This window comes from Rhodopirellula sp. UH5, from assembly GCF_056839225.1.
Window position 1 is genome coordinate 6,201,392 of sequence record NZ_CM166390.1, and the last position, 22,394, is coordinate 6,223,785.

Sequence of the window (22,394 nt, forward strand, 5' to 3'; positions counted from 1 at the left end):
TGATTCCTTGGTCTGGTATAGAATTGGATGTGGCTGGTGGCGTTTGTCTTCCGTGCCAACGACGCGATTCCGTTGTCCGGGAATCAAGACTTCAATGTCCCTCCATGCCTGAAAGCCTGTCCCAATGAAATCGCTGTTTGTGGCCAACTTGTTTGTCTTCGGCCTTGCCATGGTGCTCTGTTCACCGGGACGTGCGGAGGAAGTGGCCTCGGCCGACCTGCCCCGTTCCGAAACGCCCCTTCCGGAGGTGATTGCGATTGCGAAGGAGGCCTACATTTATGGCTACCCGTTGGTGGACAGCTATCGCATCCAGCACGCCTACTTCGTCGATCAAAACAGCCCCTCGTTCAAGGCGCCTTGGAATCAGCTGACCAACATTCCCAACGTTTACACGCCGGCCGACACCGCGATTCAGACGCCGAACTCGGACACCCCGTATTCCTGGGCGGGTTTGGACTTGAGGGCCGAGCCGATCGTGATCTCCGTGCCCAAAATTGAAAAGAATCGCTACTACAGCATTCAGTTCATTGACGCGTACACGTTCAACTTCGCCTACGCCGGCAGCCGCACCACCGGCAACGACGCCGGATCGATTCTTGTCGCAGGGCCAGGCTGGGAAGGGGAAACGCCCGAAGGGATCGAGGAAGTGATCCGCTCGGAAACCGATTTCATTTTGGCGGCCTTTCGAACTCAGTTGTTCGATCCGGCCGACATCGACAACGTCAAGAAAATTCAGTCTCAGTACAAAGTACAGCCGCTGTCGAAGTTTCTTGGCAAGGCCGCTGCTCCCGCCGCGCCATTGGTTCCGTGGATCAAACCATTGACGACGGAAGAGCAAAAGACATCGTTGGAGTTCTTCAATGTTCTGAACTTTGTGCTGGGTTATTGCCCGGTCGATCCTTCGGAAGTGGAGCTTCGTCAACGCTTTGCCAAGATCGGCATCGAGGGCGGAAAAACGTTCGACCCCGCCAAGCTGACACCTGAAATGACGGCTGCCTTCGAGCAGGGACGAGCCCAAGCGTGGAAGGCCTATGCTCAGGATGCTCGAAAGTTGCAGGAAGGGGTGATCACGTCAGGCGATGTTTTCGGCACCCGTCAATACTTGAATGGCAATTACCTGCGGCGTTGGTTGGCGACGATCGGCATCTATGGCAACTCGAAGCAGGAAGCGATGTACCCGGTCTATCAAGTGGATTCCAGCGGCGATCCGTTGACCGGCACCCACCGTTACACCCTGACGTTTCAACAAGGTCAGTATCCTCCTGTGAAGGCATTCTGGTCGTTGACCATGTACAAGCTGCCGTCCAGTTTGCTGGTGGCCAACCCAATCCATCGCTACCTGATCAACTCGCCGATGTTGCCGCAGTTGAAAAAGAACGCCGACGGCGGAGTCACGATCTACGTTCAGAACGAATCGCCCGGCAAAGAGCGTGAATCGAACTGGTTGCCCGCTCCCGACGGACCTTTTTCGATGTACATGCGACTGTATTGGCCCAGCGAAGCGGCGTTGGATGGATCTTGGAAAGCACCCAAGTTGGACATGGTGAAGTGACCGAGTCAACGAATCTGCTGACCGCAATCCCAAGCCAACCGACCTCTGACAGCCGCACACTGGACAAAAGCAGGATGAAGACCACTCACCAACGATTTGCCCTCTTCCTGATCGTGGGCTTTGTTACCGCACTGACGTTGCCTGCCTGCGATCAACCGGGTGACCCGATCACCGAGGCCGCAAGTGCCGATGGGCAAGCAGGGATCAACATGCCGAGCTTCGAAGAAACCAGAGCGATTGCCGAAGAGGGCTTCATCTACGGCCTGCCGCTGGTGATGAACTATGCGGTCATGAACGAGTTTTGTGTGGACAAGGAATCCGGGCAGTACAAAGCCCCCTTCAACCAGATACACAACGAAGCACGCGTGTTCACCTACAAGGACACCGCGGTGGTCACAGCGAACAGTGATACGCCCTACTCGAGTCTGTGGTTGGACCTGCGCGCCGAACCCATGGTGATCTCGGTGCCGGCGGTCGAGAAGGAACGTTACTATTCGGTTCAGTTGGTGGACGGCAACACTTTCGTCTATGGCTACATCGGCACTCGCGCAACGGGCGTCGAACCGGGCGACTACCTTGCGGTGGGACCCGATTGGAAAGGGGAGACACCGGCGGGGATCAAGAAGGTGTTTCGATCCAGCACTCCGTTTGGCTTGACCATTTTCCGCACCCAGCTGTTCAACCCCGATGACATGCCGAACGTGGTGAAGGTGCAATCGGGGTACAAAGCTCAGCCGCTTTCCGCCTTTCTCGGTCAACCCGCGCCACCGGCAGCGGCGAAGATCGACTTCGTCCCGGCCAATACGAAGGGGATCAAGGACAACTTTTACGAATATCTCGATGCCGCATTGCAGTTTGTACCGGAGACGCCGGGCAACAAGTCCATCCGTGCAAAGCTTGCCTCCATCGGCATCGGACCTGGGAAAACCTTCGACTTCAAGGACCTTTCACTGGAACACAAAGCAGAAGTGCTGTTGGGCATGAAGGCTGGTTCTGAAAAGGTCGATTCTCTTGTAGCCGACGGGGGCAAGGATCAGAACGGATGGCAAGTCGGTGGACTCGCGGGCGGAGACGAAGCGTTCTTTGGCGGCAATGCTCTGAAGCTCGCAGCGACAGCAAAGGCGGGGATCTACGCCAACGTGCCGGCCGAAGCCATGTATCCCGCGACCCGCAAAGATACCCATGGCGATGCGATCGAAACAAGCAAACACAACTACACGCTGACCTTCCCGGCCGGACAGCTCCCGCCAGTGAACTCGTTCTGGTCAGTCACGATGTACGATGGCAAAAGCCAGTTGCTGATCCAGAATCCGATCGATCGATACTTGATCAACGCGCCGATGCTTCCCGCCATGAAAAAGAATGCGGACGGATCGCTGACGCTGTACATTCAGAAGGACAGCCCGGGGGCTGAGAAGGAGAGCAATTGGCTCCCGGCGCCGAACGGCACAGCCTACTTGGTGATGCGTCTCTACTGGCCCAAAACCGAGGCCCCGTCCATTTTGCCGCCGGGCGAAGGCACTTGGTCCCCTCCGGGTATCGTGAAAGCCAACTGATGTTGGAATAGCGGGGTGTTCGCGGCCCCGTCCAGCGGTCTGCAAACGTTGGGCGGTGCGATCGTTCGCTGATTCACGAAGGTGTTTGCAGGACACGGGGAAGCCGGCGCGGTTGTGATCCAGTGACCGACCACGTGAGTCCCCGCTCCACGATTCGAAACACGCGACAATGGGAATGGCCGAGTCAGATCAATCGATCGAGTCTCGCAGCCATTGGTTAGTGGTTTCGAATCTGCCATCCGCTTCGGGTTTCGGGGCATTTGATTTTCCGCTGTGAATTGCGTTCAACAGCCCGCATCCGAGACCGGTTAGGATCAGCAACAGGCGGAAACCATTGATTCGATCATCTCTCAAGGAAAAATCAGATGCGTTTGCGAAAGTTCTTGGCCATCGGCTTGTTGACGGCACCGTTGAGCCTCGGGTTTGTCTTCCCGGCAATGTCGTACGGGCAAGACTCGACCGACGCTCCCGAAAAGAGTGCCGAAGACGTTGCGGAAGTGGAGCCTGAGGTCCTCTCGATTCCCGATCAAATCCTGCAGTTGGTGAAGGAGGGGAAGCCTGCCGAGGCGGCCAAGGTTCTGGAGACGGCGATGGAATCGGATGCTGTCGCGGAGAAGCTGAAACCATTGCATCAAACGATTGCGACGGGCTTTGTTCGGGCACGCCAATACGACAAGGCGATGGCGCAGTTTGGGGCTGCGGTTGAATTCGAACTGGAGCGGACGGAATCGCCTTCCGACGCAGTGCGGCTTTCTAGTTTGATTCGCCAGGTCAGTGTCTACGGTCTTCCTGCTGCTCAACCCGAGTTGGCTGCCCAGTGGTCCGACCAAGCCATTGAAAAGGTGCAGGCGTTGGAAGCGAAGCATCCCATCGAAATTCAAATGCCGCTCTCTCGTCTGATCCAAGTTCGTGCCTCCATGTTGGCGCGGGAGGATGAAGACGCCGCCAAGGACATGCTGGCCAAGCAAGTCGCGAAGTTAGAAGAGATCAACGCGACGGAGGATCGATCTGAGAAGACAACCGTTGAGTTGATCAATCTGCTGACCACTCAAAATCGTCTGTTCGACGAGGTGGATGGGCAAGAGCGTGTCGCATCCGCTTTTGAACAAGCATTGGGGGCCTATCCGGAGTCCTCCGTTTTGATGGGACAATACGCGAGCAACGAATACTCGGTGATCAGCGGGCTCGCTCGGGTCAGTCCTGACGAGGCGATCGAGCGAATGGAAGCTGCGGTTGCGAAGTTGACGCCCTACGAAGAGAACCGGGGCGTCGCGTCGATCCTTTCTCGAATCAAGTCGTTGGAAAGTCGCATCGAGTCGACCCGAAAGCAACTGGAGATGATCGGTCAGCCCGCTCCTGAGTTGGACATCGATGGGTGGGCCAACGCCGAAGGGATCAGCTTGGAGGACCTGGACGGCAAAGTGGTTTTGTACGACTTCTGGGCGATCTGGTGTGGCCCTTGCATCGCAACCTTTCCGCACTTGCGAGAATTTCGCGAGGAGTTCGGCGATCAAGGCTTTGAGGTCGTGGGGATCACCCGGTACTACGGCTACACATGGGACGAAGAAAGCGGAAAGGCAGTGAACGGATCCGAAGATCCGACGCCCGAAGAGGAACGCGAGGCAATCACGAAATTCCTGCAATCCAAGGACATGGAGCACCCAACCATCGTCGCCCCCAAGGTCACCGAGATGCAATCCAACTTCGGCGTGACCGGTATCCCGCATGCGGTGCTGGTTGATCGCGAAGGCAAGGTGCAGATGATCAAAGTTGGCAGTGGGCAAGCCAATGCGGACGCACTGCACGCCAAGATCAAAGAGTTGGTGGGCGAATAGTCCCGAGTGAATTGTCTTGGGCGAAAAGCATGACGAATTGTTGAGCGACTGGCCGCTGGGCAAGCGAGGGATTCCGATGGTTCACTTGCTTGCGAGCCGGGCCGGTGTTGGTCCGCCGGGGCAACTGATTCAATCGAGCGATCAGCGAGGTGCCGGATCGCTCGAATTGGATGCAGGGTGCTTGAGCGATGTTCGCTCCAGTCGATAACCCAGGACAGCGAAGAGGGTCCAAGCGATCATCGCTTGTCCGATCGAAGCAATGGTTTCGTCGTTAGCAATCGTGACGTGCTGCCTAAATCGAACGTCCAGCCATGAGACTGGAGCATTGAAGTTCGTTTGAACCATCGAGCGAAAATGCCACTCGGTGAAAAATCCATGCGCGAACCAGGTGACCCACGTCAGCAGAATCATGGTCACGCCAAGGACCCATCCCCAAAAGCGACTTTGGTGGCCTGGACGTTGGGTCAATTTGCCCACGCTTGCAATCGACAATGCGATGGGCACGGCCGAGGTCATGCGAACGAACTCCTGCGGTGAGGCGGACCATTGCAACCAACGCAGAATCGCAGCGAAGCCAGCAGCCATCGCGGTCAACGCCATCAGGCGTTGAATCGTGATGGACTTCGTTATCTTTTCGCGGGCGATGTCCTCGTCAACCGAAGTTGATTGCAAGGCGACATTTCGCCACCCGGCTATCAGCCACAGTGCCCCAATTGCGATCAGCCAGGCGATGGAATCACCGAGGAAGTCAAAGACACGACCTTCGTTCCAATCGTCGTCCAGTCGCCAAAGCAGCAGGTCCCAGGAATCAGGCCGAATGTGCCAAAACTTTTGGATCGAGTTGGTCGCAAATGGAAAGACGGCAATGATGAGCAGGATCGTGACCAATCTTGCGATTGTTCTGCTCGCGGTTGCCTGAGCCGGTGGACCATAGGCAAAGAAGATGGCTGTCACCACGTACAGCACCGCGGTGGCCCGCGACATCCACCACTGAAGCGACGATGCGGTTTCCGGGTGCATCATCCAGTGAACGCTCGACCAAGCCAGGGGCAGCGAATTCATCGCGAGGACGATCGCAGCCAAAGCGACCACTGCCCCGATCAACGGAATTCTTGTCGACCGGATTCTGGAACTCATCGTCGGGCAGAGAAAACTGGTGGCGACTTCTTCAAATCATCGAGCAGGTTCAATAGGGTTTCCCGGATTTGGGGTTCCGCATCGACCTCGAGGTAACTCGACTTGGCTCGCCAAGTTTCGTATCCGCCCAAGGCATGTTGATCGGGAGGGGGCAGGTACCCGTTGTAGCCATTGGCGAGTTCGATTGTGAACGTCGGCTTGAAGGGGCTGGACTGTTTGATTGCCAGTCCGGTTTCCACAAACGTTTCGCAGGGGCTGCTGACGATGGCGAGCTCGCCGATTCGAATCGCTTGCAGTTTCACTTTCACGGTCGGCGGGTACTCAGCGAGCTCCAGAGTTTCTCCCGCGTAGATCAAGCGGCGGTCACTCCAGGGGCCCGGACTGGACTCGGCGATCAACTGTTCTGCACGAGCGACCTCATCGGCAGTGGGGCGACGCACGCCGAGTTTGATCTCGGTTTCTCGCATCGCCAGCGGCACCCAGTCTTCGAATTGAATGCGCTGGTAGGCGACACGTGCGGAAGCCGCCACATCGTTGGCGACCAACCGGATCTGTTCGAAAGGTTGTTGGTGGTCGCGGCCTTCGAAGAAGTTGATGTTGTTGATGTTTCCACTGGTGCCGTTGGTCATCGTGGCAACGAAGGGTGGCTCGCTTTCCCCTGCATCGATCATGTTCGTGAATTGGCGAGCAAACTCACCAAAGTAATCAGCGGAAAGCGATTCGGGAGGAACACCGCCGACGTAGTGCAGCGAATAATTTGCCCACATCGCAATCGGTCGACCATCGAGGGCTTGGACGGCGACCACAGGAACCTCCGGGTCGACTGGACCAGCCGGCTGCAACAGCGTGGGACTGTTCGCACTCGGGTTCACTCGCACTCGATCGGTTCCCAAATCAAATGGGTCATTGATTTCGACTCCTGGACGCAGGAACCAACGACGATTGAAGACTTGGTTGGGATTGTTTCCGATTGCCCAACCGATGCGTGCCGGTTCCAATTGCGCATGGGCTTGGACGATTCCTTCAGCGATTCGTTTGGTGAGAAACGGGAGGTAGTCTTGCTCGACCAAGCTTTGAAAGGTCGGCGCGACCGAGACCGCCGTGTGCGTGTGGGTTGCGGAGCAGAGGATGTGGTCGGTTGCGATGCCGGTGGCTTCGGCGGCCATCTGTTTGGCGGAGTCGTAGATCTCACGCGGGATCATGCAACTGTCACAGGTGACCAACGCGATGCTTGTCTCACCGTCGTTCAGCACCAGACAACGAGCGTGCAAAGGGTCGTGTGCTTGCTTGGCCGTTCGGTGCGTCATGCTGCCCGAGGAGCTGACCGGGAATGTTTCCGGCGTGATGTCGATCGCAACCGCACCGGCGCGAAACACTTTGTCCGTGTCGGCTGCCATCGCAACGCCAGTCACACAGATGGACAATGCAAACCATGCCAAGGTCATCGTCCCGAACTTCGCAAATGAGGGCTTGGTCGCGGATTTGCTTTCGCAACACGGTTGTATCGAGAGTGTCATCCGTTGCATCATCGTGCCTTTCAATCTTGAAGTCGCAATTTGCCAATGGCATTGAGCAATCAGTCCATGATAGGCCGAACGAGGTTGGTCCGCTCGTCGATGCCAGGTCAACGTTCACGAGTTCGGTGGAGATTTTGGCCAAGGTGATTTGGGTTTTGGTTTGGCCGGTTCTGGTGTGGCGTGTTTGCTGGTGTTGGTCTCGCGAACGGAGGGCTCACTTGTGGTTGGTTCGCGTGTGATCGGCTGAGCAGGTGCCGGAGATTTCTCGGTGGCTGGGCGGTCGCTCGCGTAGGGTTTGGGGCCTTGGTATTGGTAGTACGTGCATTCAATACGGCCGTTGTAAAGTTTCCGACGGCGATTCGCGGAACGACCCATCGCCCGTTCCAAGTTTGAGTACGCGGTCAAGATGTACTTCGACCAGGTGGGCAGCTTCTCAAAGATTTGGGGCAACGATTCGTACAACTCGTCGAGTTCCCAATCTTCAGGTCCCTCGCTGTCTGGGTCGCCATGATCGGCGGCATCGAAGCGAGACGAATGGCCGGATCCGATGCGTTGGCCGTAGGGCGGGTTGGTGATCACGCAGCCGAAGCGTTTGCTGCTGCTGATTTCGTGAACCGGCATGGCTTGGAAATGAATGTCATCTTGGACACCGGCGCGAATCGCGTTGTCGCGGGCAGCGGTCAGGACACGACCATCGATGTCGCTGCCCAACAGCTTTTCTTCCAGCGGCGGCAAGCTTTGGTTGGCCGCCGTGGAGCGGGTGTCGGACCAGAGTTCGGCGGAGAAATTGGGCCAGGCTTGGCAAGCAAATTCTCGCTCGAGTCCAGGTGCTAGGTTGCGACCGATCCGGGCCGCTTCAATTGGAATTGTGCCGCTGCCACAGAACGGGTCGATCAGAGGGCGACCGGATCTCCAGTAGCTCAGCAAGACCATTGCGGAAGCCAAGGTTTCTTTCAGGGGGGCCGAGGAGATGTGAGTTCGGTATCCCCGGCGGTGCAGGCTGCGGCCGGTTGTGTCGATCGTCAATGTGGCGACGTCTTTCACGATCGCCACGTCGACTTTGTAGAGCGGTCCGGTTTCGGGCAATTCACTGGTCCGGTGGTCTCGCATCATCGCGTCAACGATGGCTCGCTTCACGCTTCGCTGGCAGGCTGGAACGCTGGTCAACGTCGACTTGATGGAGCGGCCTGTGACCGGAAACGCAGCGTCGGCGGGCAGCAGCTTTCCCCAGTTGATCTGACGGGTTGTTTCGAACAAAGCATCAAAATCAGCGGCAGGGAATTCCGCGACGCGGATCAGAATCCGGTCGGCCGTTCGGAGCCAAAGATTGGCTTGGCAAACCATCTCGGGTGTGCCTCGGAACGAAACGCGTCCGGAATCACTGATGGTGGCCTCGATGCCCAGTCCTTTCAATTCCCGTTTGACGATCGCTTCCAAGCCAAACGCGCAGGGGACAATCAAGTCAAATGGCTGGGGGGCGGTTGCGGGGGAGGAAGCGATCGATTCGCTTGGTTTCTTTTCCATCAGTGGTCAGACGTGGACGAAGTGTGGTTCAGAGCTGTTGATGTCGTCAAATTGGACATGGTTTTTGACTGCGTGGACGAGGGACACCATAGTCGATTGGTCGTCCATTTGGACGCACGGTTGTTTGGGAATCACTCTGTTTCGCGGTGGTTATCAGGTTTCGACAGGCCTGGTCCTTCCTTGATCTCAGCCGGAAACTTTGTCTGACCCTCGCGATGCGCCCATTCGCCTTGAAGCGGTCCGGGGTGGCGGCGAATCGTTCTTCCCATTCACCTTCGATACGATATGCTGCGGGACGATCGGAAACACGGCTGCAGCCGATCGAGTCCAAGCACGAGCCGTGAAACTACCCCAGGTATCAGAATGACGACTGAGGCGGCAACCATCCCAACCAATCCGGGCCAGAGCGATTCAGAGGCTGATTGGCAGACGCCAACCGATTCTCAGAGTCTTGCCTCGGCGAGCTCGCCTGCCCAGGCGGGAACCTACAGCGATCCAACCAAACGCTCGATTCGCTGGGATTACACGATCTTTTTCGTGACCCTGCATTTGCTGACGCTGTTGGTGCTGCTTCCCTATTTCTTTTCTTGGGCCGGCGTCGCCGCGTTTGTGATTGGAGTGGTTGTCTTCGGGCAATTGGCGATTCCAATCGGTTACCACCGGATGCTTTCGCATCGTAGTTTTCGGTCACCCAAATGGTTTGAGCGGACGCTGGTGACATTGGCCATGTGCACGGCTCAAGAAACGCCGGCGCACTGGGTGGCTTGGCATCGCATGCACCACAGTCATTCGGATCACGCGGAAGATCCCCACTCGCCGCGAATCAGTTTCGTGTGGGCCCACGTGCGATGGCTGGTTCACGAAAGTCGGACACGCATGGCGACTTTTTCGATGTACGAAAAGTATGCCCGCGATATTCTGTCGGACCCCTATTACCGATGGATTGAAAAACTGCCCAGCCCAGCGGGAATGTTCTATCTCGCTCACGCGTTTGTGTATGCGTTGTTGGCCGTCGGGATCTCAATGCTCGTTTACGGCAACAATGCAGACGCCTATCAGATGGCGGCCAGCGTATTTGTTTGGGGAGTGATCGCACGAACCGTTTGGGTTTGGCACATCACGTGGTCGGTCAATTCGTTCACGCACGTGTTTGGATACCGGAACTACCAAACGACGGACGACAGTCGCAACAACTGGTTTGTCAGCTTGCTGACCGCGGGCGAAGGTTGGCACAACAACCATCACGCGGATCCGGCGAGCGCGTCGGTTCAACATCGCTGGTGGGAAATCGACCCCAACTACTACGTGATCCGGTTGTTCGGAGCCCTCGGTTTGGCAACCCACATCATCCGCCCTCGCCACGTGCGAAAAAGCGGAGCTGAAAGCTAAGCAGGTCGGCAGGAGTCTTTCGGCATGGGATCCGTTTTGGGAAGCGTCGTTGGTTTTGGTTCTGTCCCACGCCCCAACTGGGCAGCCCTAACAAAGAGTCCCAAAATGCGCTCGTGGTCTGTCAGGACTTGTTTTTAGGGTAGTGGACGAGGCCACGAGTCCTGAACTGGCGTCAAATCCAAGGACTCGTGGCCTCGTCCACTACGATCAACCCTAACTTTTAGCTGTGACAGACCACTAGGACCGCCCCGTTGGGGCGAAGTCGAGGAACAGAACCTTCGCAGTCCAGAACGGTGTCGTCTCTCAGGTTTTCACTGTCCGCCTAACGCTGGGCTGCGAAATGTTTGCTATTGGCGTTCTGACAACGAATGCAATTTTTCTTCCGGCTTCTGTCTTTCTTCATCCCGGTAGGGATTTCAGATGGTAGCCGGGGGTTGCTGCGTAGCAGCGTACCCCCGGAAAACGAGCTCCCATAAAACTCTCCATCCCGCCGTGGCCATTGGCCACGGCGGGATGGAGAGTGGCGGCGTGGGGGGCGTGTCCATCGGTGGCGCTATCGCTTACCGACGGCTACCATCTGAAATCCCTACCGGGATGAAAACTTGCGCAAACGCATGGCCGCCACAACCCCCCAAAATTTAGCAGCCCAGGCTAATACTCAAACGGCATCCCTCGGTGATGCCGGATCATTCCTGCCGACTTGCTTCCGCGAATATCGCGTTCAGTGCGAATGCGATTCGTAGTGTTGGCGTAGGATGTCTTTGCCGTAGTCGTTGCCGTTGGGAGTCCGGATGACGGTGTGAATGTGATCACGCGTCGGTTCGGACGTTCGAAACGGAGCGACGCGGCGTTGGTGGTCGAACTCGATCAAGACGACCGGGCTGTGAACGCGATAGTAGTACACGCTTTGGTCAGTCGTTCCGCCGATCCAGGCAAAGTAGGTTTCGTCGAGGTGCTGCTTCACCTCGGACATTCGCACTTTTGCGTGTCCTTCTCGCATGTTGCCGACGTACTCTTCGATCAATTGCAGCAGAGCATCTTTCTGCGTTTCGTCGAGCTTTGAACCGACAATCCCCGCATAGTCCAGGACGACATTGTCCTTGTAGGCTTCTGTCAGATTGTTGTTGCCGTCTTTGCGATTCATGATGATCGCTTCGGAACGCTGCCCTTCGCTCAGCAGCTTGATTAGATTCAAACCCTTGTCTTGTTCGTCCTGCATCACGATCGTTCCCGCGAATTTGCCTTGCTTGGCTTCGACGGGTTCGGAACCCATGAAGACGGGGCTCATCACGACTTGGTCGCCCAAGACGAAGTAATTGATGACGACGTGATGCCCATCGAGTTGCCATCCCCAGGGTTCCGTTTCGGATGGTTTCCCCATCACGGTGATCCAGTAAAGCCATTCGTTGTATTCCTGGGGCTTCTTCGCCAACTCACCGAGCGTGCCGTTCAGCTTCATGATGTCTTTGGTTTTCTTCAGCCCTTTGGCACTGAGGCTTTGCTGAAGCATTTCGAAGGCCAGCGTTCGTTGTGCTTCGGTCATCTCGTCGAAGCCCACCCCCTGGCGTTTGGGGCTGTGTCGGTTGTCCCACTTTCTCCATTCGGTGTCGTCGACCGGGAAGACGGTTCGCTCGCGTTGCTGATTGGTCAGCCCTGCCAGGAAGGCATCGGCTGCGACACGAACGGGTTCCGTGGTGACACCGGTGGACTCGATCGAAAACAGGTCTTTCTGCGGACCGTTCGACGTCGTGATGCCAACAAACGGTTCGTCGACCGTGGGAGCGCCTCGTCGTCCGCCCGGTCTTTGAGCATGGACGTTCAAGAGGGCGGTTGAACAGCAAATTAAACCGGTGGCGACTGCGATCCAACGGGGGAGATGTGACGGTCGATTCATGTTTCTCAATTGCGATCGAGGATTCGGGGGACTGTGTTTTCTGAATTTTATACCCAACGCGTCCATCGGAGGGCCAAACACTTTGTAACAATGCGACGGAGCCAGTCCCTGAAGGCTCTGCGGCGGATCGGACTGACGATTCAGCGGGGTGAATCCAGAGTAGAACAGTTGTCCCCAACTGTTCCGTCAGGCAACCCTCAACGGCCAAGCCTCATTGCAACCGAGTCCGCCTTCAACCGCTTTCGTCACCCTGCTCAATGCGTCGGTTAACTCAGATTGTCTTAGCGACTCGGTGACCACCGTTCGCCGTTGATATGGACCTGTTTCACTTTCAAGGTTTTGCTCAGCAAGACGATGTCGGCTTGTTTGCCTGGGGTCAGGCTGCCGACTTGTTGATCGATTGCGGTTCGCTCGGCGGGAGTCAGGGATGCCATGCGAACGGCGTCTTGCAGGGGAACATTTCCGAGCTTGTGCATCGTGCGAACCATGTGGTCCATTCCCATCACGGAACTGGCCAAGGAACCGGGCGATGCCCAGCCGACTTGTCCGTCGCTGGTGAACCAAGAGCCGTCCGCTTCCGGGCCAAATCGATATTTCCCCGGCGGCATGTCGAGGGCTCGGTTGCAGTCGGTGACCAAGCACAAGCGTTCGCTGCCTTTCATTCGCCAAGCAAAACTCAGGAGCTCCGGTGCCAGGTGCATCCCATCGGCGATGACCTCGGTGCTCATCTCTGGGTTGGACAACACGTACTCCAGCATGCTGCCTTGCATTGGAACCCCGAGTCGTTTGCGGACCGAGGACACATTGCTCATCGCACACCAAAAGTGGTCGACGTGTCGCATGCCACGTTTGAATCCAGCGTCCATCTCGTTCCAACTGGAATTGGAATGACCGCACGTCACCAAGCAGCCTCGTTTCGTCGCGTGTTGATAGAACGCCGCCGCTCCCGGAAGTTCCGCCGCGCAGGTTGCGATCCCGATGATGCCCGAGTCAAAGTAGCGGCGGTATTCGGCTGCCTTGGGAGCACGGCAAACGGACTCGTCGTGACAGCCTGTTTTTCCCTTGGCGAAGTACGGGCCGTATAGATGCACACCGCCGATCTTGCTTCCGCAATCGGTCTTCCAAGTGTCGCGGACTTCGCCGCAGGCTGCCAACATCGCGTGAATTTGATCGTCGGTTCCAGTGCTGGTGGTTGGGAACATGGTTGTTGTTCCGTGGCGAGCATGGGACTGGCAAACGGTGTGGACCGCTTCTCGAGTGCCGTCCATCACATCGGCACCGCCGCCACCATGAATGTGGATGTCGACAAAGCCCGGGCAAATGTAGCCGCCTTTGGCATCAATGATTTTCGCGGAGGCGGGAACGCGAGAGCGTGCGGTTCCGACGTACGTGATTCGTTCGTCTCGGCAGACGATGACCGCATCGGGAAGCAAGCGGTCGGGCAAGATCGCAGTGCCGTTGAGAAAGCAAAGATGGGACACAAATTGCAGTTGGGTTGGAGGACGGCCGGTGGGAACGAGAAGTATACCGTTGGTGAGATGTGCTCGAGGTGACCAATTGCGCTATCATGTTGGTCGGCTTTTCCTTTTGATCGCTCCGTCCGAGACACAGCATGCGAACCTTGATTCACCGAAGTCTCCACGTTTTGCTGACAACGATCGTGGGCTGTTCTTGGACGCACGCCGATTGGCCTCAGTTTTTGGGTGAAAAACGTGATGGTGCGTCCAGCGAGACTGCGTTGCTCGACGCGTTTCCCGAAGAAGGCCCCGAGGTTGTTTGGCGAGTACCCGGTGGTGTGGGAATGTCAGCGGTCACGGTTGCGGATGGCTTGGCGATCACCACGATGAATGATTCGGGCAAGCAGTTGCTCGTTGCTTTCGATGCCAAAACCGGCGAGCGTGCTTGGCAAACCGGTTTGGCAGCGGAGTACAAGAACGGTCAAGGCGATGGGCCTCGTGCGACCGCGGCGGTATCGGGTGGCGTCGTCTATGCGTTCACGGGCGATGGTGTCTTGTGCGCGGTCGATCAGAAGACGGGCGAACTGATTTGGCGGACCGATGCCTTGCAGGCGTGCCGCGCCAGAGAATCCGAATACGGGATGTCGTCGTCCCCATTGGTGGTCGGGGATTCGGTCATCGTGCACGTGGGAGGCAGCGGCACGGCAGTGGCGGCGTTTGATATCGCCAACGGTCAACTCCAGTGGTCAGCAGGCAGCGGACCAGCGGGCTACTCATCGCCAACGTTGATGGAAGTCGCTGGTGAACAGCAGGTTGTCAGCTTGACGGGCGACAAAACGCTGGGGATCGACCCGAGCGACGGAGCGGTGTTGTGGACGTATGACTTTCCAACGCCCTACGCCTGCAACACTGCGAACCCGGTTTCGGTGGACGGCGACGTGTTCATCTCGGCTGGCGAGAACCATGGTTGCGTGTTCATTGACGTTGAGCAGGCCAGTGGGAAGTTTGAGGTCAAAGAGCACTGGGCCAGTGTTGATTCCAAGAGCGTGATGCGAAATGAATGGCAAACATCGGTGTTGGTCGATGGTTATCTCTACGGATTCGACAATGTGGGAGCAGCCGGGCCAACCACACACCTGACATGCATTGATGCGGGCACCGGCGAGACAGTTTGGCGGAAGACTCGGTTTGGCAAAGGCAATTTGGTTCTGGCCGACGGAAAGCTTTGGATCACCACGATGGACGGGGAGTTGGTGTTGGTGAAGGTCTCGCCGGATGGATACGAAGAATTGGGCAGATCCAAGCTGTTTGGCAGGACACGTCAATCCCTTTCAATCGCCAATGGTTTGGGATACATCCGCGACAACCAAGAAGTGCTGTGCATCAAGCTGTGATAGTGGCGGGAAGATCTTGACGCACTTGATGGCCATCGGTGTGTTCTCAGTCATTAGAATGAGAGACATGTTGCTGAGATGGCGACTCGTTCCACGATTGCAGTCTCGCTAGCAAATCCCTCCGGCTACGCCTTCCCCACCGAAATCATGACCGATCGACGCAGCTTTCTGTCCACCACACTGGCCGCTGGGGCGGCTCTCGCGACTCCCGCTTTCGTTTCCTCTCAGGCACTTGGGGCTGGCGATTCTGTCGCAGCGTCGGAACGGATCACGCTGGGGGTGATTGGGATCGGGCCTCGGTGCACCTACGATCTGAAAGCGATCTTGAAGCTCAAGGATGTGCAATGTGTCGCCATCGCTGACGTGCAACAGTCGCGACGTGATGCGGGAAAGAAGTTGGTGGACGACCATTACGGCAATCAAGACTGCATGCTCTATCACGATTTTCGAGAATTGCTGGCGCGGGATGAGATCGACGCGGTCTTGATCGCAACCGGCGATCGTTGGCATGCCGCCGCATCGATCCTGGCCGCTGAGGCTGGCAAGGATGTCTACAGTGAAAAGCCGTGTGGGATCACGATTCGTGATTGCCAGCTACTCGATGAGACGTTCCAGCGAACGGGTCGAATCTTCCAGGCGGGCACGCAGCGGCGGAGCGTGCCGAATTTCATTCAAGCGGTGCAAGTGGCTCAGTCAGGAAAGCTCGGGCAGCTCAAAGAGTTGCAGGCCACGGCTTACCTGCCGACTCTCGACAACACTTGGTTGCCCGCTCAACCGACACCGGACGAAGCCGTTTGCGATTGGAACATGTGGTTGGGGCCTGCTCCATGGCGTCCATTCAACCAGAAGTACGTCGATGGTCGTTGGCGTGGTCAGTACGACTTTGACAGCGGTGCGCGTTTGCTGGATTGGGGAGCTCACACGCTGGATCTTTGCCAGTGGGCCGCGGGCGCCGATGACACGATGCCTGTGAAGTACGAGCCTTCGCAAACCGCGATCATGTGCACGTATGCCAACGGCGTTCAGTTGAAAGTGGACTTCTTGGAGGAGCCGTTTGGTGATCGCAGCCCGCGTTGGCTGACTCGTTTGGGGACCTGCCCGGTGCGGTTCATCGGTGAGGATGGCTCGATTGAAACGGGCGATGAAGGTGAGATTGTGGCGTCTTCACCTGCCCTGCAAAAAGAGCTTTCCAGCGCTGAGCGTGTGCGTGGTTTGGACGTCACCGCCCACGCACGGAACTTCTTCGATTGCATCAAGACTCGAGAACAGGCGACTTGCAATTCAACCGTGATGCGTCGGTCGCATGTTGCTTGTCACGCCGCCGCGCTGGCTTGGATTTTGAATCGCACGCTCACGATTGATCCCCAAACGGAAACGTTTGTGGACGACGATGAAGCGAACCGTTTGCGCAGCCGTGCGAAACGCGACTGGACTTAGACCGTTCGTTTTCAGGCGAGCACGTCGTGGATGACGTGACCGAAATCTTTTTCCAGTCGTTGTCGACCGGGGACGACCAACTCGTGCGGGTTCAGTCCCAGTTGGTGCAAAATCGTGGCGTGGATGTCGGTCACATAGTGGCGGTCTTCAACGGCGTGAAATCCAATTTCATCCGTCGCACCGTGCGTCATTCCGCCCTTCACTCCGCCGCCGGCCATCCAAACGCTGAATCCGTAGGGATGATGGTCGCGACCGTTGGATGATTGAGCTCCGGGAGTTCGTCCGAATTCCGTTGCCCAAACGACCAGGGTTTCATCCAGCAGTCCGCGTTGTTTCAAGTCTTTCAACAAGGCACCGATTGGCTGGTCGGTTTGTTTGCACAATTTGCTGTGTCCCGCTTTGAGACCTTTGTGGTTGTCCCACTGCCCTGCCCCGCCGTTGCTGCCGTGGTAAACCTGGACGAACCGAACGCCCTGTTCGACCAATCGGCGAGCCGTCAGCATCTGACGTCCGAAGACTTTGGTCTCAGGTTGGTCCAACCCGTACTCTCGTTGAGTCAACGCGGTTTCGTCTTCCAGTCGGACCACGTCGGGGACCGCGGTCTGCATTCGAAACGCCAATTCGTAGGAGCGGACTCGGGCTCGCAGCGCTTCGTCGCTCGGGAATTGCTCCGACGAGATTTGGTTCAGTTGACGTAGCAGTTCAAACTCGCCGGCTTGTTCCTCTTGGTACACGCCACCGGGTGGTGCCGCGTAAGGGAGCGGGATGTCTGAATCAATGTCCAGCGGAATGCCGTCGAATTGCGGGCCCAAGTAATTTGCACGATGGCATTCACGGCCGCCGCAACAATCGGCGACAGGAGTTCCCATCACAACAAATTGAGGCAGGTTTTCGTTGAGTGAGCCCAGTCCATAGGTCGCCCAGGAGCCGATGGTGGGAAAGAAGCCGTCGACGCGATGGCGTCCGGTATGAAATTGCAGTTGAGCGCCGTGGTTGCTGTCCTCGGTCCACATTGACCGGATCACGCACAGGTCATCGGCACAGCTGCTGACGTGCGGGAACCAATCGCTGATTTCGATCCCGCTTTCGCCTCGCGGTGCGTAGCCGACTTGCAGGGGATAGATTTCGTTGCGAATGAATCCGTTGTTGGGGTCAAACGCGACCACGCGTTCGTTGGCCAAGTAGGGGGACTCGAGGACTTTGGCGTAGGGTGTTTCCTTGATCGTTTTGCCCGCCAGTTGGTTCAGTTGTGGCTTCGGATCAAAGGTCTCCATGTGGCTGGCGCCGCCAATCATGAACAGCCAGATAACGCTCTTGGCTTTCGGGGCGATCTTCTTCAGTTCGCTTTCCGCGAGGGCGTCGCCGTGTGCGACCGAGTCACCCTGCAGCAGGCTGGACAGTGCAATGCTTCCAAATCCCAACCCGAGATCCTGCAGGAAGCCACGGCGGTGACGTTCGGAGAATGGATGGGGGCCTTTGTTTCCAAATTGCATGCTCATCGCACCGTTACAAAGTCGTTGTGGTTGAACAGAACGTGAACCAAGTTTTCACGTGCGCGAAGGTTCGCATCGGTCGCTGGCGGAACGGAGGTTTTGGCCGCACCGGTTGAAGGAGAAAGCTGATCAGGATCGGCCAGCAAGGTTGCTTGGTGGGTCAAGAACGATTCGCAGGCGGAGCGTTCACTGTCGGTGGGTTCGCGTCCCAGGATCGCGGCGTAGGCTTCCGAGACGAAGGCGAGGTCGTCCGTGACGTCGGCACTGAGTCGCGCCGCGGTCTGGCGAGATTGATCGACCGCCAGCGGACTGTTCGCGAGCGCCAGTGCTTGTTGGGGGACGATGCTTTCCGAACGTCGATAGCAATCGGTCGGGTTGGCTGCGTCGAAGATGACCAGCATCGGCATCTGTTTCTCGTAAGCATGGCGGAAATAGACACTTCGTCGCGGCGTCGTTTCGCCCTTTTTGAAATCGATGTCGGGGCCGCCTCTGGATCGGTCCAGCGTCCCAGCAATCGAAAGCAGATTGTCGCGAACCAGTTCGGCCTCCAAACGGCGCACGTTGGCTCGCCAAAGTTGCAGGTTGTCGGGATCGATCTCGGCGTTCTTGGCAAACGTGGTTTCTGAATCTTGCGACGCCGACGAAGCGAGTCGATAGGTGCGTGACTGGACAATCAGCCGATGGATGTGCTTCATGCTCCAGTCGTTTTCGACCAGTTCCACGGCCAACCAGTCCAGCAGTTCATGGTGGATGGGGTGTGGTGATCGGAGACCAAAGTCGTCGAGGTTGGAAACCAGCGGTTGGCCAAAGTAACGCGTCCAAATGTGGTTGATGGCAACGCGAGCGGTCAGCGGGTTTCTTGGATGGGTGATCCACTCTGCGAGTGCAGTGCGTCGCCCGCTACTGGTCGACGGGTAGCTCTTGCCCACCGGGGTGAACTTGCCGTCGTTGCCAACCAGTTGAACGGAAGCATCGACCAACTTCTTCTCGAGTTCGGACAGTTTTTTGTTGGCCGCATCGAGGGCAGACTTCTTTTTGGTCTCGTCTGTTTCCTTGGAATCTTTAGCGGTCGCCACCGCGTTGCGCTGCTTCAGCACGTCGAGCAATGCTTGCTGGAAATGCAGCGTTCGTTCGGACTTGGCCGCTTGGACGGCGAGGGCTTCAGCGGGCGTCGGATCGGCAGCCGATTCGTCATGGTTTGAACTTGTGCCGGCGAACTTGGCTCTGGTTGCGGCCCAACGTTGTTGGATGGACTTCAGGTTTGCTTCGGCGACGGTGAGTTGTTGCCGTTTGATCGAGTCCTGTTTGTCATTGGACGATTGCAGTGATTTCTGGGCCGACTGAAGTTTCTGTTGTGCAGTGGCAATTTCCTCGGCTTCGATGTAGTCCCGCAGAAAAGGATTGGATGCGAGATTTGGCAGCGCGACCGGTTCAATCGCAAAGGGGAGTTCGACGATCTCCGGGACGGAGGGGGCGATCGGATGATCCTTGTCAGGATTCTTTTCGTTGCCCTGCACGTACAAGTAGGTCGGGACGTCCAGGTCCGCATCGTAGGCTCGCGGAAGCCCGAGTTTGGCTGTGTCGGGCTCTCCCGGCAAACGTTCGGTGCGGACTTGGTGCGGTTGGAAGATCGCTCGAAACGCGTAGTACTCTTGCTGCGAGATGGGGTCGTACTTGTGGTCATGGCATCGAGCGCAGGCGATCGTCATTCCCAGGAACGCTTTGGCGGTGTGTTCGACGGTTGCGTCCAACCAAATGTCGCGATTGCTTTTGTGGAAGTTCCGAACCAGGAACCCGGTGGCACGCAGCACGTCGAGGTCTTCGGGGGCGACCTCATCGCCGGCCACCATTTCGTGGATCATTTGGTCGTAGCCTTTGTCCACGTTCAGCGATTCGATGATCCAATCTCGCCAATGCCAGATGTGTCGCTGGCTACCACGGAGTTCGTTTCTGTAGCCATCCCAGTCGCTGTATCGCCACACATCCATCCAGTGCCGACCCCATTTTTCTCCATAGGCGGGATCGTCCAGCAATCGATCCACACGCTCTCGCCAAGCCTCGCTCGAAGAATCCGTTGCGAACTCAGTTTGGTCGGCTCGCGTCGGTGGCAATCCCGTCACGTCCAAGTGCAGGCGTCGCAAAGCAATCGCAGGGTCCGCTGGTGGAACGGGATCCAAACCGCTTTGTCGCCACTGGGCGAACATCAAGGTGTCGATGGGGTTCGCCGACCATGGTTCAGGAACGTCGGTCGCAAGCTTGGGTTGGGTGGGAGGCTGGTAGGCCCAGTGCTGGGACGGCGATTCCATGATCACTTCGTCCGGCGGGCTGGGGGCGCCGAGTTCGATCCAGCCGGTCAGTTGATGGATCTGTTGAGTCGACAGTGGCGTTCCTTCGCCTTCGGGCGGCATTCGCACATCGGGATCCGAAGAGGCGACTCGTCGAATCAGTTCGCTTTGGGAAGGGTGTTCCAAATCCAGCAGGCCGTTGGGATCGTGGTCCCCACGGATCAGGGACCCGGCATCGAGCCTGAGTCCGCCCTCTTGCTGGAGGACGCCGTGACAGGAACCGCATTTCTCTTGGAAGAGTGGTTTGATATCGGCGTCGTAATCCACATCAGCTCGCAGGTGGGAGCCAATGAGAACGATCGCCAGGACGGCAAGGATGGGGCGCGACATAGGTGGGACATCTGCTTCGCGGGAGGTGGGAGACCCACAGCGTAACCCCAACCGATGGCCCCAGTCCAGCTTTTTGTTTACTCAGGCAATCCAACAGCGGATGCAATTTTTCTTCCGGCTTCTGCCTTTCTTCATCCCGGTAGGGATGTCAGATGGTAGCCGGGGGTCGCTGCGTAGCAGCACACCCCCGGAAACCGTGCCTCCCAAAAAACTCTCCATCCCGCCGTGGCCCATGGCCACGGCGGGATGGAGAGTGGCGACGCGGGCTACAGGTCCGTCGGTGGCGCGATCGCTTACCGACGGCTACTCTCTGATATCCCTGCCGGGATGAAAACTTGCGCAAACGAATGCGTTCCATAACACCAAACTTTTAGCAGTCCAGCGTTAGCGAGCAACAACGCTTGCCAAAACAGTTCGGATGCCGAAAGACTCCTGCCGACCTCTTTGGTCGGATTTGCAAAAGTTGGTGGCAGCAAGCCATCAGCCGCGAACTTGATTGCGACCTGAACGCTTTGCTTCGTAGAGTTGTTGGTCGGCTGACCCGATCAACTCTTTGACCGATTGAATTTGCTCGGGATCGAAAACAGAGACGCCAAAGCTGGCGGTGATCGAAAGTGGGCCAATGGAAGTTGCGAAGGGTGTGTCAGCGATCGTTGCTCGGCAGCGTTCGGCAATTTCCATCGCGTCTTTGCGACCTGTCGCGGCGAGCAGCAAGCAGAACTCTTCGCCGCCATAGCGAGCCAACATGTCGTCGGCTCGGCAGAGTGCTTGGATGCGTTGTCCAAAGGTTCGCAAGACATCGTCTCCCACCAAGTGCCCGTGCGTGTCGTTGACGGATTTGAAGTGGTCGATGTCCAACATGATGACGGCCATCTCGAGCTTGGCACGCGACGAACGGGACAGTTCTCGGTCCATGGCTTCGGTCAAAAACCGTTTGTTCATGGCGCCGGTGAGCGCGTCGCGTGTCAATGCGTTGTAGACCGTTTCGTGATACTGCGTCTCGACGCTGTCGGCAGAAAGAAACCGGAAGAGAAAGCTGCCGATGCGGACCGTGTCGCCACTTTCCAAGCTGCGATCGTCCTGGATCACGGTTTCGTTGATCAGGGTTCCGTTGGTGCTGCCTAGGTCGCGGATGAGGTAGCCGTCTTGCCCGCGAATCAGCATGGCGTGCTGGCGAGAAACACTGTTGTCAAAGAGTGGCAGATCGGAATCAGGGGATCGACCGATTTGAAACTCGTCTTGTTCCAAAAGCAGCATGCCTTCGATGACGTCCGGCGGATAGATTTGTACCAAGCAGCACTCGTTGTTCGATTCGCATGTTGGAACGGTTGGCTGTTGTCGCAGCGTCGCTTCTGAAGCATCGAGGCCAGTGGGGATGGTTTGGCTGGCTGGGTGGGCAACGGTTGTCATCTGACCTGCTCCATGCATATTTGAGGGGGACCCGTGGAACGACTGCACGGCGACGGTTGTCACCATTGTTTGGGCTTGCTTGCAACCATGGGTTACGGTGTTCTCATTTGGAACACAGCGTCAC

At 57.2% G+C, this 22,394-nt stretch carries 14 protein-coding genes; 6 read left to right on the forward strand and 8 right to left on the reverse strand.

Features of this window, described 5'->3' with window-relative positions:
- Positions 1-124: 124 nt before the first annotated feature.
- From UH5x_RS22125 to UH5x_RS22135, 3 genes are all read left to right on the forward strand, one after another.
- Positions 125-1,552 (forward strand): DUF1254 domain-containing protein, encoded by a 1,428-nt coding sequence (locus UH5x_RS22125; RefSeq protein WP_482633705.1) that lies wholly within the window; start codon positions 125-127, stop codon positions 1,550-1,552.
- A 74-nt stretch (positions 1,553-1,626) separates the two neighbouring features.
- Positions 1,627-3,108: a DUF1254 domain-containing protein gene (locus tag UH5x_RS22130; protein WP_482633706.1), complete on the forward strand. Its 1,482-nt coding sequence runs from the start codon at positions 1,627-1,629 to the stop codon at positions 3,106-3,108.
- 365 nt (positions 3,109-3,473) lie between these two features.
- Positions 3,474-4,943 (forward strand): TlpA disulfide reductase family protein, encoded by a 1,470-nt coding sequence (locus tag UH5x_RS22135; RefSeq protein WP_047815042.1) that lies wholly within the window; start codon positions 3,474-3,476, stop codon positions 4,941-4,943.
- Between the two features lie 141 nt (positions 4,944-5,084).
- On the opposite strand, the gene UH5x_RS22140 is transcribed toward UH5x_RS22135, so the two are convergent.
- From UH5x_RS22140 to UH5x_RS22150, 3 genes are all read right to left on the reverse strand, one after another.
- Positions 5,085-6,005, reverse strand: a complete 921-nt coding sequence (locus tag UH5x_RS22140) for a hypothetical protein (protein ID WP_482633707.1) — start codon at positions 6,003-6,005, stop codon at positions 5,085-5,087.
- Between the two features lie 71 nt (positions 6,006-6,076).
- Positions 6,077-7,525, reverse strand: coding sequence for a hypothetical protein (locus tag UH5x_RS22145; protein ID WP_482633708.1), 1,449 nt, complete (start codon positions 7,523-7,525; stop codon positions 6,077-6,079).
- Positions 7,526-7,711: 186 nt separating this feature from the next.
- The gene (locus UH5x_RS22150; RefSeq protein WP_482633709.1) at positions 7,712-9,121 is read right to left on the reverse strand and encodes a THUMP domain-containing class I SAM-dependent RNA methyltransferase; all 1,410 of its coding nucleotides are present in this window, start codon (positions 9,119-9,121) and stop codon (positions 7,712-7,714) included.
- Positions 9,122-9,484: 363 nt separating this feature from the next.
- Here UH5x_RS22150 and UH5x_RS22155 point away from each other — a divergent pair, with 363 nt between their 5' ends.
- Positions 9,485-10,510 carry an acyl-CoA desaturase gene (locus UH5x_RS22155; RefSeq protein ID WP_482633710.1) on the forward strand — a complete coding sequence of 342 codons (1,026 nt, stop codon included), beginning with the start codon at positions 9,485-9,487 and terminating at the stop codon, positions 10,508-10,510.
- 721 nt (positions 10,511-11,231) lie between these two features.
- On the opposite strand, the gene UH5x_RS22160 is transcribed toward UH5x_RS22155, so the two are convergent.
- Both UH5x_RS22160 and nagA read right to left on the reverse strand, forming a co-directional pair.
- Positions 11,232-12,413 carry a DUF3500 domain-containing protein gene (locus tag UH5x_RS22160; RefSeq protein WP_482633711.1) on the reverse strand — a complete coding sequence of 394 codons (1,182 nt, stop codon included), beginning with the start codon at positions 12,411-12,413 and terminating at the stop codon, positions 11,232-11,234.
- A gap of 272 nt (positions 12,414-12,685) precedes the next feature.
- Positions 12,686-13,885, reverse strand: a complete 1,200-nt coding sequence (gene nagA, locus UH5x_RS22165; RefSeq protein ID WP_482633712.1) for an N-acetylglucosamine-6-phosphate deacetylase — start codon at positions 13,883-13,885, stop codon at positions 12,686-12,688.
- A gap of 131 nt (positions 13,886-14,016) precedes the next feature.
- Between nagA and UH5x_RS22170 the strand changes: the two genes are divergently transcribed.
- Positions 14,017-15,255, forward strand: coding sequence for a PQQ-binding-like beta-propeller repeat protein (locus UH5x_RS22170; protein WP_482633713.1), 1,239 nt, complete (start codon positions 14,017-14,019; stop codon positions 15,253-15,255).
- 147 nt (positions 15,256-15,402) lie between these two features.
- The gene (locus UH5x_RS22175; RefSeq protein ID WP_482633714.1) at positions 15,403-16,692 is read left to right on the forward strand and encodes a Gfo/Idh/MocA family protein; all 1,290 of its coding nucleotides are present in this window, start codon (positions 15,403-15,405) and stop codon (positions 16,690-16,692) included.
- A gap of 11 nt (positions 16,693-16,703) precedes the next feature.
- Here the strand turns inward: UH5x_RS22175 and UH5x_RS22180 are convergent, their stop codons facing one another.
- The 3 genes from UH5x_RS22180 to UH5x_RS22190 all read right to left on the reverse strand — a co-directional run bounded on the left by UH5x_RS22180 (position 16,704) and on the right by UH5x_RS22190 (position 22,270).
- The gene (locus tag UH5x_RS22180) at positions 16,704-18,191 is read right to left on the reverse strand and encodes a DUF1501 domain-containing protein (RefSeq protein ID WP_047814933.1); all 1,488 of its coding nucleotides are present in this window, start codon (positions 18,189-18,191) and stop codon (positions 16,704-16,706) included.
- Positions 18,188-20,860 carry a PSD1 and planctomycete cytochrome C domain-containing protein gene (locus UH5x_RS22185; protein ID WP_482633715.1) on the reverse strand — a complete coding sequence of 891 codons (2,673 nt, stop codon included), beginning with the start codon at positions 20,858-20,860 and terminating at the stop codon, positions 18,188-18,190. Before UH5x_RS22185 ends, UH5x_RS22180 begins: the two co-directional genes overlap by 4 nt.
- 480 nt (positions 20,861-21,340) lie before the next feature.
- On the reverse strand, positions 21,341-22,270 hold the full coding sequence (locus UH5x_RS22190; protein ID WP_482633716.1) for a GGDEF domain-containing protein: 930 nt from the start codon (positions 22,268-22,270) through the stop codon (positions 21,341-21,343).
- Between the last annotated feature and the right edge of the window lie 124 nt (positions 22,271-22,394).